General features: G+C 67.2%; 14 protein-coding genes and 1 pseudogene. 7 read left to right on the top strand and 8 right to left on the bottom strand.

What is annotated here, in order from left to right:
- Positions 1–106: 106 nt before the first annotated feature.
- A complete protein-coding gene (locus tag ABZ260_RS06435) occupies positions 107–1,408 on the bottom strand; it encodes a UDP-glucose/GDP-mannose dehydrogenase family protein (RefSeq protein ID WP_355613682.1) in 1,302 nt (433 codons plus the stop codon).
- 163 nt (positions 1,409–1,571) lie between these two features.
- Here ABZ260_RS06435 and ABZ260_RS06440 point away from each other — a divergent pair, with 163 nt between their 5' ends.
- The gene (locus ABZ260_RS06440) at positions 1,572–2,735 is read left to right on the top strand and encodes an acyl-CoA dehydrogenase family protein (protein WP_350911906.1); all 1,164 of its coding nucleotides are present in this window, start codon (positions 1,572–1,574) and stop codon (positions 2,733–2,735) included.
- A 322-nt stretch (positions 2,736–3,057) separates the two neighbouring features.
- On the opposite strand, the gene ABZ260_RS06445 is transcribed toward ABZ260_RS06440, so the two are convergent.
- From ABZ260_RS06445 to ABZ260_RS06455, 3 genes are all read right to left on the bottom strand, one after another.
- Positions 3,058–3,468 (bottom strand): hypothetical protein, encoded by a 411-nt coding sequence (locus ABZ260_RS06445; protein WP_355613624.1) that lies wholly within the window; start codon positions 3,466–3,468, stop codon positions 3,058–3,060.
- A gap of 264 nt (positions 3,469–3,732) precedes the next feature.
- A complete protein-coding gene (locus ABZ260_RS06450; RefSeq protein ID WP_355613626.1) occupies positions 3,733–3,924 on the bottom strand; it encodes a hypothetical protein in 192 nt (63 codons plus the stop codon).
- A complete protein-coding gene (locus ABZ260_RS06455) occupies positions 3,921–4,247 on the bottom strand; it encodes a hypothetical protein (protein ID WP_355613628.1) in 327 nt (108 codons plus the stop codon). The genes ABZ260_RS06450 and ABZ260_RS06455 overlap by 4 nt, the downstream gene beginning before the upstream one ends.
- Positions 4,248–4,506: 259 nt before the next feature.
- Here ABZ260_RS06455 and ABZ260_RS06460 point away from each other — a divergent pair, with 259 nt between their 5' ends.
- Positions 4,507–4,743, top strand: coding sequence for a winged helix-turn-helix domain-containing protein (locus tag ABZ260_RS06460; protein ID WP_355613630.1), 237 nt, complete (start codon positions 4,507–4,509; stop codon positions 4,741–4,743).
- Between the two features lie 132 nt (positions 4,744–4,875).
- Positions 4,876–5,964 carry a hypothetical protein gene (locus ABZ260_RS06465; protein ID WP_355613632.1) on the top strand — a complete coding sequence of 363 codons (1,089 nt, stop codon included), beginning with the start codon at positions 4,876–4,878 and terminating at the stop codon, positions 5,962–5,964.
- A 316-nt stretch (positions 5,965–6,280) separates the two neighbouring features.
- On the opposite strand, the gene ABZ260_RS06470 is transcribed toward ABZ260_RS06465, so the two are convergent.
- From ABZ260_RS06470 to ABZ260_RS06480, 3 genes and pseudogenes are all read right to left on the bottom strand, one after another.
- Positions 6,281–7,660, bottom strand: a complete 1,380-nt coding sequence (locus ABZ260_RS06470; protein WP_355613634.1) for an IS1380 family transposase — start codon at positions 7,658–7,660, stop codon at positions 6,281–6,283.
- A gap of 345 nt (positions 7,661–8,005) precedes the next feature.
- A pseudogene (locus tag ABZ260_RS06475) lies at positions 8,006–8,071 on the bottom strand (hypothetical protein); the annotation flags it as partial.
- Between the two features lie 208 nt (positions 8,072–8,279).
- Positions 8,280–9,185, bottom strand: a complete 906-nt coding sequence (locus ABZ260_RS06480) for a LysR family transcriptional regulator (RefSeq protein WP_355613636.1) — start codon at positions 9,183–9,185, stop codon at positions 8,280–8,282.
- A gap of 173 nt (positions 9,186–9,358) precedes the next feature.
- Between ABZ260_RS06480 and ABZ260_RS06485 the strand changes: the two genes are divergently transcribed.
- The 3 genes from ABZ260_RS06485 to ABZ260_RS06495 are packed head-to-tail and all read left to right on the top strand — an operon-like array spanning position 9,359 to position 13,367.
- Positions 9,359–10,756, top strand: a complete 1,398-nt coding sequence (locus ABZ260_RS06485) for a M20 family metallopeptidase (protein ID WP_355613638.1) — start codon at positions 9,359–9,361, stop codon at positions 10,754–10,756.
- Positions 10,753–11,961 carry a CoA transferase gene (locus tag ABZ260_RS06490; protein ID WP_355613640.1) on the top strand — a complete coding sequence of 403 codons (1,209 nt, stop codon included), beginning with the start codon at positions 10,753–10,755 and terminating at the stop codon, positions 11,959–11,961. Before ABZ260_RS06485 ends, ABZ260_RS06490 begins: the two co-directional genes overlap by 4 nt.
- A complete protein-coding gene (locus ABZ260_RS06495; RefSeq protein ID WP_355613642.1) occupies positions 11,958–13,367 on the top strand; it encodes a carboxyl transferase domain-containing protein in 1,410 nt (469 codons plus the stop codon). The genes ABZ260_RS06490 and ABZ260_RS06495 overlap by 4 nt, the downstream gene beginning before the upstream one ends.
- 9 nt (positions 13,368–13,376) lie before the next feature.
- Here the strand turns inward: ABZ260_RS06495 and ABZ260_RS06500 are convergent, their stop codons facing one another.
- Positions 13,377–13,859 (bottom strand): Lrp/AsnC family transcriptional regulator, encoded by a 483-nt coding sequence (locus ABZ260_RS06500; RefSeq protein ID WP_355613645.1) that lies wholly within the window; start codon positions 13,857–13,859, stop codon positions 13,377–13,379.
- A gap of 115 nt (positions 13,860–13,974) precedes the next feature.
- Here ABZ260_RS06500 and ABZ260_RS06505 point away from each other — a divergent pair, with 115 nt between their 5' ends.
- The gene (locus tag ABZ260_RS06505; protein ID WP_355613684.1) at positions 13,975–15,147 is read left to right on the top strand and encodes an aminotransferase class I/II-fold pyridoxal phosphate-dependent enzyme; all 1,173 of its coding nucleotides are present in this window, start codon (positions 13,975–13,977) and stop codon (positions 15,145–15,147) included.
- Positions 15,148–15,247 lie beyond the last annotated feature (100 nt).

The raw sequence follows: 15,247 nt of genomic DNA on the forward strand, positions 1-15,247 counted from the left end.
GGCAGGTCGCCGTGCGTGCCTGCCAGTCGATGGCGAACGCCTCCTGGCCCAGCCCCTGCTTGGCCGTGGGAGGGCCGAGCGAGGGGCCGAAAGAGGAACGGTGCGGTCAGGGGCGGCCGAGGGCGCGGTAGTGCCAGCCTGAGGCGCGCCAGGTCTCGGCGTCGAGGGCGTTGCGGCCGTCGACGATCTTGCGGGAGGCCACCACGGAACCCAGCTCCTCGGGGTCCATGGTGATGAACTCCTGCCACTCGGTCAGCAGCAGCACCACATGGGCGTCCCTGGCCGCCTCCAGGGCGGAGGTGCCGTAGGAGAGCCGGGGGTGGGCCCGGCGGGCGTTCTCCTGGGCGACGGGGTCGTAGACGGTGACCCGGCCACCCTGCTCGCTGATCTTGACGGCGACGTCCAGGGCGGGGGAGTCGCGGATGTCGTCGGAGTTGGGTTTGAACGCGGCGCCGAGCACGGCGACGGTGCAGTTGTGGAAGGAGCCTCCGGCCAGCTCGCGGGCCAGGTCGACCATGCGGGCCCGGCGGCGCATGTTGATCGCGTCCACCTCGCGCAGGAAGGTCAGCGCCTGGTCGGCACCGAGCTCTCCGGCGCGGGCCATGAAGGCGCGGATGTCCTTGGGCAGGCAGCCGCCGCCGAAGCCGAGCCCGGGGTTGAGGAACTTGCCGCCGATGCGGTCGTCGAAGGAGAGCGCCAGGGAGAGTTGCTTGACGTCGGCGTGCGCGGCCTCGCAGACCTCGGCCATCGCGTTGATGAAGGAGATCTTCGTGGCGAGGAAGGCGTTGGCGGCCACCTTGACCAGCTCGGCCGTGGGGTAGTCGGTGATCACCATCGGGGTGCCCATCTCCAGCATGGAGGCGTACACCTCCCGCATGACCTTCTCCGCCCTGTCGGAGGCGACGCCGAGCACGATCCGGTCGGGGTGCAGGGTGTCCTTCACCGCGAAGCCCTCGCGGAGGAACTCGGGGTTCCACGCCAGCTCGGCGCCCGCGCCGATGGGGGCCAGCCGCGCCAGCTTGTCGGCCAGGCGCTGGGCGGTGCCGACCGGGACCGTGGACTTGCCGACGACCAGGCACTCGCGTGTCAGGTGAGGGGCCAGCGACTCGATCGCGGCGTCCAGGTAGGACACGTCCGCCGCGTACTCTCCCGGCTTCTGGGGGGTGCCCAGGCACAGGAAGTGCACGTCTCCGAAGGCCGCGGCCTCCTCGTACGAGGTGGTGAAGCGCAGCCGCCCGTTGGCCAGGTTGCGCCGCAGCACCTCTTGCAGGCCCGGTTCGTAGATGGGCAGGTCACCGGCCTGTAGACGGCCGATCTTCTCCGCGTCCACGTCGAGGCTGAGGACTTCGAAGCCCAGCTCGGCCATGCAGGCGGACGTCGTCGCACCGAGGTATCCGGTTCCCACCATCGTCAGGCGGTAGGCCACTGGTGTTCCTTTCGGTTCTGCCCAATTATTTGCCGTCAGAGTATCGGCATCTGACACTTCCACTTTGCCACCTGCGTAAACGCGGGAGGACATACCACATGGGGTGGAGCGCTCCAGTGTTTGTTGGACGTCCTACTATTTCCCTATGAGCTACCCTCTCTACGCACTGCCCGAGGAGCACCAGATGCTCCGCGAGACGGTCCGCGCCCTCGCCGACGAGAAGATCGCCCCTCGTGCCGCGGAGGTCGACGAGACCGGGGAGTTCCCCTCGGACGTCTACAAGGCGCTCGTCGCGGCGGACCTGCACGCCGTGCATGTTCCCGAGGAGTACGGCGGCGCCGGTGCCGACGCGCTCGCGACGGTCATCGTCATCGAGGAGGTGGCGCGGGCCTGCGCCTCGTCCTCGTTGATCCCCGCCGTCAACAAGCTCGGGACCGTCCCGCTGCTGCTGTCGGCCTCCGAGGAGCTCAAGCAGCAGTATCTTCCGGCGGTCGCGCGGGGCGACGGGATGTTCTCGTACGCCCTGTCGGAGGCGGAGGCGGGCAGCGACGCCGCCGCCATGAAGACCCGCGCGGTCGCGGACGGCGACCACTACGTGCTCAACGGCGCCAAGATGTGGATCACCAACGCCGGGGTGTCGGAGTACTACACGGTGATGGCCGTCACCGAGCCGGGCGTCGGAGCCAGGGGCATCTCCGCGTTCGTCGTGGAGAAGGCCGACGAGGGCGTCAGTTTCGGGGCCAAGGAGCGCAAGCTCGGTATCAAGGGCTCCCCGACCCGCCAGGTCATCCTGGAGAACGTGCGGATTCCCGCCTCCCGGATGATCGGCGCCCCCGGCACCGGTTTCAAGACCGCCCTGGCCACCCTGGACCACACCCGCATCACCATCGCCGCCCAGGCGCTCGGCATCGCCCAGGGCGCGCTGGACTACGCGATCGGCTACATCAAGGAGCGCAAGCAGTTCGGCAAGGCCGTCGCCGACTTCCAGGGCGTCCAGTTCATGGTCGCCGACATGGCCATGAAGCTGGAGGCCGCCCGCCAGCTCACCTACGTCGCCGCGGCCAAGTCCGAGCGTGCCATGCACGGCGAGCCCCAGGCCGACCTCACCTTCATCTCCAGCGCGGCCAAGTGCGCAGCCTCGGACGCGGCCATGGAGATCACCACCGACGCGGTCCAGCTCCTCGGCGGGTACGGCTACACCAGCGACTACCCGGTCGAGCGCATGATGCGCGACGCCAAGATCACCCAGATCTACGAGGGCACCAACCAGATCCAGCGCCTGGTGATGGCCAGGCAGCTGCTGAAGTAGGGCCTGACCAGTGGAAACCCGGTCCGGGAGAGGCTCCCGGACCGGGCCTCGCAGGTGCCGTGTGGATCCTGGGAGGCCCTGTTCCGTGAGAGCTCCGCAAGTCGCGGACGGGGACGGTGGCGATCTGTACACGGATGATCGTGGATGCCACGATCACGTCTCATGGACGCGGATGCCTTCTGGGAGCTGATCGAGCGGTCCAGCCGAGAGGCCGACACCAGACAGGTGGGAAGTTCCCTCTCATTGGCGAGAGGTTCGACGGCGAGGAGTGGGACTTCGAGGACGAGGCGGAGATAGCCCGCAGGCTTCCCCGGATGGCCCACTATCTGGGCTTCTCCTGACAAGGCCGCCCACGGAATTGGAAGCCAGTAGGGGCGCGTAGCTGCGCGCACCGCTGTGCTGTGACCGATGATTCATTCACCGTCATGATCAACGACGCGTCCCCTTGGACGCACCCGCGGTGTGGACACACCGGCGGTGCCTTGTTCAGTCGGTCCTCGATGCGTCGCTGTTCGTCGGTCAGCCGGATGAGTTCCTCGGCCGTTTCGGCGACCAGGTGCCCGGTGAGCCCAGCGAGCATCTCGTGTTCGGTCAGTACGGGTTCGGGGTCGCGGCGCGCGGAGAAGACGCCCCAGCCGCTCTGTTCGGTCCGCCACCCCTCGATCACCGGCCCAGCACCCACCGCAGGCAAAGGCCACCCGGTCGGAAACTGTTGAGCGAACCGTTCAGACATGCCTACCTTCTTTCGTCGTGGCCGGTGGGGTGAGGCGTGACGGCGCTCCTCTCCCGAGGCCGGCGCGGTCACGCCCGTTCAGGGGGTCACCATCCCGCCGCACGAGAAAGACGGCCGAGGCCACAGCAGCACGGGGGAATGGTTGAACAAGGTGGTGATCAGGGAGGCATCGGAGGGGAACGAGCAGAACACCGACAGCAGGAACGTCGACGGCTTCCACCGGCAACCGCTGCTCCCCAGCCGGTCGAGCCCGGTGACGTGTCCTCACACGAGATCAGCGGACCGCTGTCTGCGCTCGTACTCCTCACCCTGCACCGGGGCGATCCGAAACGGCTGGTCACGGTCGCGCTCAAAGGCCAGGAAGTATCCCGGGTGGAGATCTTCCGCAGGCCGCACCACGGCCCCGACAGCCACCCAGCGCGGACGAACCAGCGGCTTCCCGTCAAGCGCGGTCATACCGGGTACGCCGCTTTCTGGTCCGGTTCCGGCAGTGGATGGATTTGCCGCAGCTCCGCGTACCGCAGGGCGACGCGATGCGCGGCCCGGCTGGGCTCTGTCACCGGGTGGCGGGCGTAGATGGGACGGTATTGGCGAGGGTTCCAGCCGGTACGCCACCAGAACTGATCCCCGCGACACCACACGATCAGATCCACCCGGACCGACACGAGCGCCAGCCCGTACCCGTCATGCACATCGGCAGTGATCCCGTACCGAGTCAGGGCCTCACGAAGCTCTTCGGCAGCCCTTACCGCTGTGTCGTCGGGGAAGGTCGCGGTCATGGCTCACTCCCTTCTCCACGTCATTCGGCGACAGCTCTTGGTGGGTGGACATCGGTGAGCGGACCCAGAACCGTGTCCCTTGGCGCCCTCCAGCACCAGGGACGGGACCGGTGTGGGGAAGCGGTCCCGAGCTGGCACGTAGGCCGCTGCTCACCGATGCCATAGCATGACAGTAGGTCAACCTGTCCTATCCTGTCTATACCATTCCTGGGAATTCCTGTTCTATGTTCGCCGGTAGGCACATACCTAGAGTCGTCTTGTGATCGAATGGGACCCCAGGCTGTACAAGTGGGAGCAGATAGCGAACGTCGTCACCGAGCGCATCAAGGACGGCACCTACCCGCCCCTGACGCTGATCTCCGAGGTGAAGCTTCAGGAGGAGTTCGACGTCGCCAGGGTCACCGTCCGCAAGGCGATGGAGGCCCTGCGAGAACAAAATCTGATCACGACCAAGCCAGGCAAGGGATCAATCGTTGCCCCTCCCGACCAAGCTTGAGTGCACATCACGATACGACTCCCCAGCCCGAACGATCCATCAGCCGACGTACATGTGAATACGTGGGCATACGCAGGCGGACGTGCAGTGCTGTTGATCAGGCTCTAGAAGGGTTTGCGGCATACTGCCTGGATGACGACTGATGCCCCGACACTGCTGGGGGCGATCACCTGCCCGTCCGGGCGATTGGTGATCGCCGACACTGGCTATCTGGGTTCATGGTCAGGAGACACACCACCGGTAGCGGACGATTCCATGTTCTCCGCTGTGGACGACCCAGCGTTGCATGAGAGCATTCGCGCGTCGGCCGACCTGGCCGTGGCCGGCCCCCACGCCGAGTCGGCCGCTCGATCCTTCAACCGCCAGTCGGGCACGTGGCTCTACGACATCCCCGGACACGGTGTCGAGCAATTGACCAGCATCTTCGCCGCGCACTGCCAGGCGCATGGTTTCGAGGCCTGGCTAGAACACCAAGAACCGCGGGTGGCGCATCGTGAGCGCGTCGAACACGCGGTACGGGCCGGTGGTTCGGAGTTCATCATGAACGGCGTTTCGGTCGTGGCGATCGGTGGCCTACCCACTGATCAGGAGGTCACGGTGACAGCGACTCCCCGGGATTACGGGCGAATCGGTGTGCGGTGGGAATCGATCTCACTGAGTGTGCGCTCCACGCAACCCACATCGACCAGGCTCCTTGGCCATGTCGGGGTGGACGCGAGCCGGCTCAGCCTCGTCGATGCCGACGCGCTGGGAGCGTGGCGGCACGAGGAGCCGATCGATGGCATGGCCGACGTTGCGTTCTGGGGACGATCGGTACAGGAGGCGGTTGCTCACTTCGGCGCCTTCTCCCTGGCCAGTCCGGGCGAGGATGGGGTGTACGGGTGGGCGGACCTATCTGTCGACGAGGCCACTGACCGTGCCATCGCCTTGCAGAGGTGGAAGCAGGCCGTTCCAGAACGGATGATCGCGGTCGACTTTCGACCGCACTCCCACCACTGGCAGGTTATGGCCAAGGTCAGAGCTGCAGAGCACGAGGCTGGAACGATCGAGGTCGATGGCACCCGGACCATGTGCTTCATGACCAGTTGGGGCGATGGGTTCTTCCCTGTTGCCGCCGACCACGATGCCGACGGACACCTCGCGCGAATCCGGATCATGCTCGGAGACCCACAACGCCAAGACCAGCTTGAGGCGATGTACGACCGGTTCAGCCTGGACTGATCACAACACCATGGTCGCCGCCGACCGCCACCCAAACCCTGCTGCTTCATCTGCACCCCGCTGCGCATATGAACCCACACGCTGACGACTACCGCTGAAGCGACTGGCCGCGTACGACAGCAGTAGGCGTTTTCCCAGGTCAACGGGTAGCACTTGGAATGTAAAGCTTCAGTTGATGATTGACGGATTGGTGTCGGGTGAGGGTTGATTTCCCGCTCTGGTCAGCGTGGGTGCCCGGCTGTCGCGCCAGGTGAGCGGGGTTCCACGAGCCCGGGTGGGTTTGTCCTTTCTGGTTGCCGAGACAGTGGGATGTAGATCAGGGGCCTGGAAGGGTTTGCAGGTGAGTGATCGCGGTGGCGATCAGGTCCGCCCACCGCCATCGCCGGGCCAGGCGCAGGCGCAGGCGTCGACCGCCTTTGACCAGGCATCCAGCGGCCGAGAAGAGGCGCAAGCGCAGGCGTTTGGGCTCCCAGCGCCGGGCGGGGTGATCTGCCAGGGCAAGCATCTGGGTCCAGGCGGTCAGCTCGCCGGCCAGTGCGACCAGTTCCAGCCAGATCTGGTTCTGGTTGAAGCCGTGCAAGGGTAGATTCCGCAACCCGCTGTCTTTGGCAGTGCGGATGCGGTCCTCGCAGCGGGCCCGGCGGCGGTGTCGTAGTTCCAGGTCGGCGAGTTGGCCGCGGCCGCCACCGGGACGGGTGCCGGTGACGAAACAGGTGAAGCGGTTGCCGTCGAGGTCGGTGAAGCGCAGCTGAGCTCCGGGGTGGGGGCGTTCCCTGCGGACGATGACCCGCATGCCCTTGGGCCAGGACGACAGGTCGAGCATGCCGGTGAGTTCGGTTACCCATGCGCCGTCGCGGGGTTGCCGATCGGCGTTATAGGCGACCTCCCACACCTCCTCGGGCAGGGCGAGGATCGCGGCGCAGATGTCGTCGGTGAGGGTGAAGCCGATGGAGTACTTCAGGCGGCGGGCACTCACCCAGGCCAGGAAGGCGTGGGTCCCGCCTCCGGAGTCGGTCCGGATCAGGACTTGTTTGTGCAGGTGGGCTGCTATCTGGTTGAGGGCGAGTCGTCCGGCGGTGATGTGATCGTCAGCGGTGTTGGATCCGGCGTTGCCTCGGCGCAGTAGCAGCGCCGCGGCCTCACCCGTTCCGTCCTCACCGTGGTCGATGAACGCGGTCATCGGGTGAAAGCCATAGGTGTGCTTCCAGGTCGGGGCCGCGTGCTCTTTCTCGGAATGCGCGATCACGATCGTCGCGTCCAGGTCCACCGGGATCAGCGTGCCGCCTGCGCCGGGAGCGCGTTCACCCACGAGCGTCCATGCCCTGGCCCGTGCCGCCGCGCGAGCGGCGCGGATCGCCCGCAACGCTTTCGGTCCTGTGTCGGCGAGGGTCTTGACCAGCCGTGACACCGTCGGGTCGGAGGCTACCGGCCCGAACACCTCCGGAGAGGAGCGCAGCAGCGCGATATCGGCCAGGCAGTCTCCGCCCAGCGCGAGTGTCACGGCCAGATCCGTCACGATCTTCCCGGGATCGTGTACCGCTCGTGGTGCACGCCACGGTGCAAGCGTCTGCGACAGGCTTTTGTCCAGGCCGGTTGCTCTCAGTGTTTCCACCAGGAGCAGGCCGCCGGCCTGACAGACCATTCCCTTGCCGTCCGAAGACACAACGATCTTGGGGCGACGACCGGTAAGCTGCACTCGAAAAGTGCCTTTCGAACTGGTGTGGACAGGACCCTCAGCAAGTCCAATCCTCCCAGCTCAAGGCACTTTTCTCATGTAAATGATCAAGCCTGGCGATATTCACCACGAAAGCCCGAGGCTAGGGCCCTACAGGCAGAGGCCGTCGCGACTCGTACGGCTTCCGTCGCGTTCCTCCGGCGATGTGGGGCCCGCAGGCGAGCACACCGTGGGAATGCTCGTCGATGACCATGTTCGTGGCAACCACCGTCTGCTCGACGAGATCAACGGCCTCCTCGGCGACAGCTCTGCCTGCGAGGTCAGCTGAACGCGTCGCCCGGCCTTTCTCAGCAGTGGCGTCCCGGCCTCGCGCTCCAGGATCGACAGCTGCTGGGAGATCGACGACGGGCTCTGGTGCAGTGCGATCGCCACCGCGGCGATGGTCTGACGCGAGCGCAGCTCGCTGAGGAGGCGCAGGCGGCGGATGTCGAGCGCGGTGGATTCCTCCTCGCCGGAAATCCTGACATGAATCGCGATGAACCATCACGAGAACTTCCGATTCGACCTCAGTAGACTGCATTGGCGGTGACGACAGTGAGCACCGTGCCAGCTGGCCGTGTCCGATCCCTGACGACGGGGCTCAGCCGAGACCGCTGGCCTCGACGGCTGTCACGAGCTGCTGCACGAAGGCACTGACCGGTGCGGGCAACGTGCGCTGGGCCATGGTTTGGACCTGGAGGTTGCGGCGGAGCAGCTCGGGATTCGTCAGCGGGACGGTGCTGAAGCCGTCCTGGACCAGATGCCGAGAACTCAGAAGTCCGGTCAGGGTCACCGCACCGGTTCGCCTGGCCAGGGCGTTCAGCGCACTCGACGAGTTGCTGGTCAGCGCGGGCTCGAAGTACAGGCCTCCCGCGGAGCAGCAGACGTCGAAGAGCTCGCGGAGGGTGCTTCCCCCAGCCATCAGCGCGAGCGGATAGTCCTGGAGGTCCGCCAGCGAGACGCTGTCGAGCTCGCGCAGGGGATGGCTGTCCGGCACCAGCGCCACGATCGGTTCCTGGCACGAGTACTCGATACGGACCCCGGACGCCGGTGCCAGGCTGAAGGTCATGGCGACATCGGATGATCCGTCGGCAACCGACTGGGTGGCCGCCTCCGGCTCGGTGACCGTCAGGTGCACACGCGCGGCGGGATGACGCTCACGGAAGCGTGCGATCTCGACCGGGAGGAAGTCCTCGGCGAAGCCTTCGGTGCACGACACCGTGATGAGTGAACGGCCCGAGCGGTGGAGGTCCCGGAGCCTGTCGAGGAGGTCGCCCTCCTCCAGGAGGTTGCGGCGTGCATGGTCGGCCAGCAGCTGACCGGCCTCGGTCGGGATCATGCCGCGCGGATGCCGGTCGAACAGCTGCACACCCATTGACTGCTCCAGTCGAGCGATGTGCCGGCTGATCGCCGAGGCCGCGATGTGGAGTCTCTCGGAGGCTTCCGCGATCGTTCCCGTGCGCGCCACTTCGAGGAAGTATCGAAGGGAATCGCTGATGAGGTACACACGGACACAGTAGTTCTCGCCCTTCGCGCCGACCGCAGCCGCCGATCGAGCGTTCCCGAATCGGCAACAGAGGCTTCCAGAATCGGTGATGGTCGCGCGCCCGTGGGTGCGCTTGGCTTGTCGGCGACGACGGGGCGTCCGACCCGATCGAGATCCAGCCGGAGGAGGGTGTCATGACGCGTTCGCGCGCGATCGAGCTCGCGGAGGGCTACCTGGAGTCAGGTGGTCTGCTCCGGGAGCTGGAACGCAAGGTCGCCTACCCGACCGAGAGCGAGTCCGGTGAGCGCGCCGAGGTGCACCTGAGCTACTTGAGGGACGAGATTGTTCCGGTCCTCCAGCGGTGCGGGTTCGAGTGGCGGCTCGTCGAGAACCCGGTCGCCGGGATGCCGCCCTTCTTGCTGGCGCGCCGCATCGAGGACCCGTCGTTGCAGACGGTTCTCGTCTACGGCCACGGTGACGTCGTCCTGGGAGACGCCGCGCGTTGGAGCGAACCGTGGTCGCCGTGGAGGCTCGTGGTGGACGGCAACCGGTGGTACGGCCGCGGATCCTGTGACAACAAGGGCCAGCACGCCATCAATCTCGCGGCGCTCGAACAGGTGCTGGTCGCGCGGGAGGGGCGGCTCGGGTTCAACGTCACGGTCCTCATGGACATGGGGGAGGAGATCGGCTCGCCCGGGTTGCGAGACGTCTGTACGGCGCTGGCCGAGGGCGAGCTCGCCGCCGACGTCCTGCTGGCCTCGGACGGGACCCGGGTCTCGGAGCAGAGCCCCACTCTCGTGCTCGGCACCCGTGGTGAGGTGTCCTTCACGCTTCGGGCGGCGTTGCGACCGCGTGACTACCACTCGGGCAACTGGGGTGGTCTGCTCAGCAATCCAGCCGTCCTGCTCGCGAACGCGCTCGCCACCATGGTCGACGCGCGAGGCCGGATCCTGGTGGCGGGGTTGCGGCCCGCCGAGATCCCGGAGTCAATCCGAACGATCTTGAGCAGGATCGAGATCGACGGCGGACCGACGGCGCCGGCGATCGAGGACTGGGGTGAACCGGGGCTGAGTGCTCCCGAACGGCTCTACGGCTGGAACACCCTCGAGGTCCTGAGCCTGGATGCAGGCTCATCAACCGGGCCGGAGAACGCGATCCCCGGCATGGCCGCGGCGAGGTGCCAGCTGAGGTTCGTCGTCGGAACCGACTGGTCCGCCCTCGAGCAGACGGTGCGCACGCACCTGGACGCGCACGGGTTCGAGCTGGTCGACGTCGAGGTGGACGAAGGCACAGCGGCTACCCGGCTGGACCAGGACAACGAGTGGGTCTCGTGGGCTGCGACGTCGGTCGAGCGTACGACGGGAAAGGTGCCGACGATCCTTCCGAATCTCGGGGGCACGTTCCCCAACGACTGCTTCGCCGACGTACTGGGCATCCCGACCATCTGGATCCCGCACTCGTACCCCGGGTGCTCACAACATGCTCCTGATGAGCACCTCCTGGCGAGTCTGGCGAAGGAGTCCCTCGGAATCATGGCCGGGCTGCTGTGGGACCTCGGCGACCTGACCCCGTCCGCGGAGGCGCGCGCATGACCGGCAACGGACCTCTGAGCGGCCTCCTCGTGGTCGATCTCTCCCGAGCTCTCGCGGGACCGCACGCGACGATGATGATGGGCGATCTCGGTGCGCGCGTCGTGAAGGTCGAGATCCCGGAACGCGGTGACGACACCCGCGGCTGGGGGCCACCGTTCCGCTGGCCCGAGTCGGCCGGCGACCCCGAGGGTGGCGACGTCGGCGGCCGGGAGTCCACCTACTTCCTGTCCGCGAACCGGAACAAGGAATCGATCGTCATCGACCTCAAGCAGGAGTCGGAACGAGGCGTGCTCCTGGGGCTGATCCGCCAGGCCGATGTTCTGGTCGAGAACTTTCGCACCGGCGTGCTGGACCGACTGGGGCTCGGGGTCGAGCGCCTCCACCAGGTGAATCCTCGTCTCGTGATCCTCTCCATCACCGGCTTCGGTCATGACGGTCCCGAAGGGGGCCGCTCGGGATACGACCAGGTCGTGCAGGGCGAAGCCGGGCTGATGTCGCTGACCGGCCCGTCTCCGGACGAGCCGCAGAAGGTTGGCACACCGATCGCCGACCTGCTGGCCGGAATGTACGGAGCATTTGGTGTCGTGGCAGCGTTGCGGGAGCGAGATCGCACGGGTGCGGGCAGCGTCGTACGGACTTCGCTGCTCTCGGCTGTAGTCGGCGTTCACGGTTTCCAAGGGACCCGGTGGACGGTTGCCGGTGAGGTCGGCCGCGCCCAGGGGAACCACCATTCCGCGATCGCGCCGTACGGGTTGTTCCAGTGCCGGGACGGCGCCGTGCAGATCGCGGTCGGCAGCGAGAAGCTGTGGCGGGAGTTCTGCGCGGGCTTCGGGCTGGACCCGGCCCGGCCGCCGTTCGGCACGAACGGCGACCGTGCGGCGAACCTCGACACCCTGGTGCCGTACATCGAGGAGGTCTTCTCCCGGTGGTCGGCTGCGGAGCTCCTTGATCGCCTGACGGCCATCGGCATACCAGCGGGCCGTGTGCGCAGCATCGATGAGGTGTACGACTGGGAGCAGACCAGGAGCCAGGGCCTGCTCGTCGACGTCGAGCACGCGACCCTGGGCCGGCTGGAGCTGCCCGGTCCGCCGCTGCGCTTCTTCGATGTGGAGGGGGCAGAAGTCACGCCCCGGTCCCACACCCCTCCGCCGGTCCTGGACCAGCACGGAGCGGCGATTCGTGCGGCGATCGAGGGACAGGGATGACGGTGCCGAGTGCGGCTCACGTGGTCTCCACGGTTGCCGACCGCGGCTCGTTCGAGTCGTGGGACGCGCCTCCTGATCTCCAGGGCCTCCCCGTCGCCTACCAGGACCTCCTCCGGCAGGCAGCGGCGAAGGCCGGGACCGACGAGGCCGTGATCACCGGATCGGCACAGATCGAGGGCGAGCGGTTCGCGCTGATCGTGAGCGAGTTCCGTTTCCTGGGCGGGACCATCGGACATGTCGCCGCCGATCGCATCGCTCGCGCCTTCCACCGTGCGAGGGTCGAAGGGCTGCCGGTGCTCGCGCTGCCGGCGTCCGGGGGCACCCGGATGCAGGAGGGCGCCTCGGCCTTCCACCGGATGATCGAGCTCGCAGGCGCCGCTCGCGAGCACGCCGCGAGCGGACTGCTCTACGTCAGCTACTTGAGGAATCCCACGACCGGCGGTGTGTATGCCTCCTGGGCGACGCAAGGACACCTGACCTGGGCGGATCCGCTGGCCCTCGTCGCCTTCCTCGGTCCGAAGGTGGTTGACGCGCTGGGAGCTGCGGCACTGCCGGACGGCGTGCAGCAGGGGGGCGCGTTGGCTTCCGTTGGCGTGATCGACGGTGCCTTCTCACTGCCAGACCTGGCGGCGGTGGTCGCAGAATCGGCGCGAGCGATCGGCGGTCGCGGCCCGACCGCGGGTGGCGCGGGACCGGAACGGGCCGACGACCTGGATCTCGCGAGCCAGGTCCGCGCCCGGTTCAGCAACGTCGTGAGGGTCAGCGGTTCTCGCTTCGGGCACCGCGAAGGGGGAGCGCAGCTGCACCTCGGCAGGCTCGGGCGCCGAGGATGGGTCATCTTCAGCCAGTCGCGAGGAGCGGCTGACACGTCCGGTACGTCGATCGCCGATCTTCATCTGGCTCGACGCGGGATGGAGATCGCCCAGTCGCTGCGTCTGCCCTTTGTCACGCTCGTGGACACCGCGGGGGCGGAGCTGTCCGTCGACGGCGAGCGGCACGGCATGGCGCGGGAGATCTCCGCGACCATCGGCCTGATGACCAGCCTGACCGTGCCGACCGCCACCGTGCTGCTCGATCGAGGGGCTGGCGGCGGTGCACTGGCGTTGATGGGTGCCGATCGGAGTGCCGCCGTGGAAGGGGCGTGGTTGTCACCTCTCCCTCCAGCCGGCACGGCGACACTGCTGTTCGGCGATCCCACCCGAGTCCGAGATGCGGCAGAGGTGCAGCGGATCGGTGCCCGACAACTGCTCGAGGACGGAGTTGTGCAGGAGCTGCTCGGTCCGGGTGCGGCCGACGGTGCCGGTGGCACCGCAGACGCGATCGTCGCCTGGCTGGACCCGGTAGGAGTGACCAGCGGTCGTCCGTCAGCAGGTGCTGGGGCGGGCCTGGGCGCCTCGCCGCGGTGAACGCCGGGCTCACGGTTCCGCGACGTGCGGGCCCGAGCCACTGCGGTGCTCGAAGATAAGCTGCGTCTCCGTCTGACGAACGACGCGATGGACCGTGACGTGGTGCAGGACGAAGTCACGCAGTGCCTCCGCGTCCGCGACGGCCACATGGAGGTGGAAGTCGTCCTCGCCGGCGACGTGAAATGCCTGGATCACCCCGGGTGCGTGCGTGAGGTCGTCGTACAGCTCGCGCACGCTCCTCTCGTCGTGGGCTCCCAGCCGGACCTTGATCACCGCTTGCAGCGGACGACCGAGATGCCTGAAGTCGACGGTGAGCCGACGCCCGATGATCGTCCCGGCCTCACGCAGTGCCCGGATCCGGTAGGCGCACGTCGATTCGGCGATCCCCAGCCGGACGGACAGGGCCTTGTTCGTCAGCTCCGCGTCGTGGTGGAGCAGATCGAGGATGCGCCGGTCGATGTCGTCGAGCCGTGGTGGTTGCGTTCTCTGCAACAGACCTGCTCCCTCCGCCTTGGATATGAGCCAGAATCTCAGATTCTCCGTGATGAGTTGCTGATCCGCTGAATCTTGTGGCTATGTTTCGTGGAATCACTACTCTGGTCGCGTGATGACTGATGTCTGGGGAGACCTTGATTCGCTGGCTGTCCACGCTGGTCGGGAGGACCTGGCCGAGCTGGGCATTCACGCCCTGCCGATAGATCTGTCCACCACCAATCCCCTTCCGGACATCGCCCGTGGCGGCGACTCGTACGAGTCCCTGGCGACCGGGGGCCGGCCGCTGCCTGACGGCGGGTCGGTCTACGCCCGGCTCTGGAACCCCACGGTCGCGCGCTTCGAGTCGGCCCTCGCGCAGCTGGAGCGCGCAGATGAGGCGGTGGCATTCAGCTCAGGGATGGCGGCGATGACCGCAGCGATCTCAGCGTTCGCCTCCTCGAGGGACGCGCGACACGTGGTGGCCGTCCGGCCGCTCTACGGCGGAACCGACCACCTCCTGGCCTCGGGGGCGGTGGCCGGGGTCGAGGTGACGTTCTGCGCTGAGTCCGAGGTCCGTGCCTCGATGAGGACCGATACGGTTCTGGTCGTTGTCGAGACCCCGGCCAATCCCACGCTCGAGCTGGTGGATATCGCTGGCGTCGTCGACAGTGCGGGCGGCGTCCCGGTACTGGTGGACAACACCTTCGCCACGCCGGTGCTTCAGAACCCCTTGAGCCACGGGGCTGCGATGTCGCTGCACAGCGCCACGAAGTACATCGGCGGACACGGCGACGTCGTCGCGGGAGTGATCGCGTGCGGAGCGGCGGATGCCCAACGGCTGCGGCAGGTGCGAGCCATCACCGGCGGTGTGCTGCATCCGCTTGCCGCGTACCTCGCGCACCGGGGGCTGGGCACCTTGCCGGTCAGGATCAGGGCTCAGCAGTCCAGCGCGGCGACGATCGCGACGTGGCTGGTGGAGCAGGCAGCCGTTGAGCGCGTCTACTACCCCGGACTGGACGGCGATCCGCGCGGTCTGCTCTCCTCCCAGCTGCGCGGGACCGGAGCCATGCTCGCTGTCTCCTTGGCTGGCGGATACCAGGCTGCTGTGCGGCTCACCTCGAGCGTCAGGCTGTTCACGCATGCTGTCTCGCTCGGCGGGATCGACTCGCTGATCCAGCATCCCGCGGCCCTGACCCATCGTCCCGTCAGCGCTGAGGCGCGCCCACCGGAGAACCTGGTGCGCCTGTCGATCGGACTCGAGTCAACCCGTGACCTGATCGAGGATCTTGATCGAGGACTGCGCTAACATGTTGATTAACATGACAAACGATCGACTGGGCGCCCGGGTTCTCGCCCCTGCTCTGATCGTCGTACGCGCAGCTCGATCTGTGAGGAAGCCGAAATGG

The sequence above is a fragment of the Streptosporangium sp. NPDC006013 genome (genome assembly GCF_040614275.1).
Lineage (GTDB): Bacteria > Actinomycetota > Actinomycetes > Streptosporangiales > Streptosporangiaceae > Streptosporangium.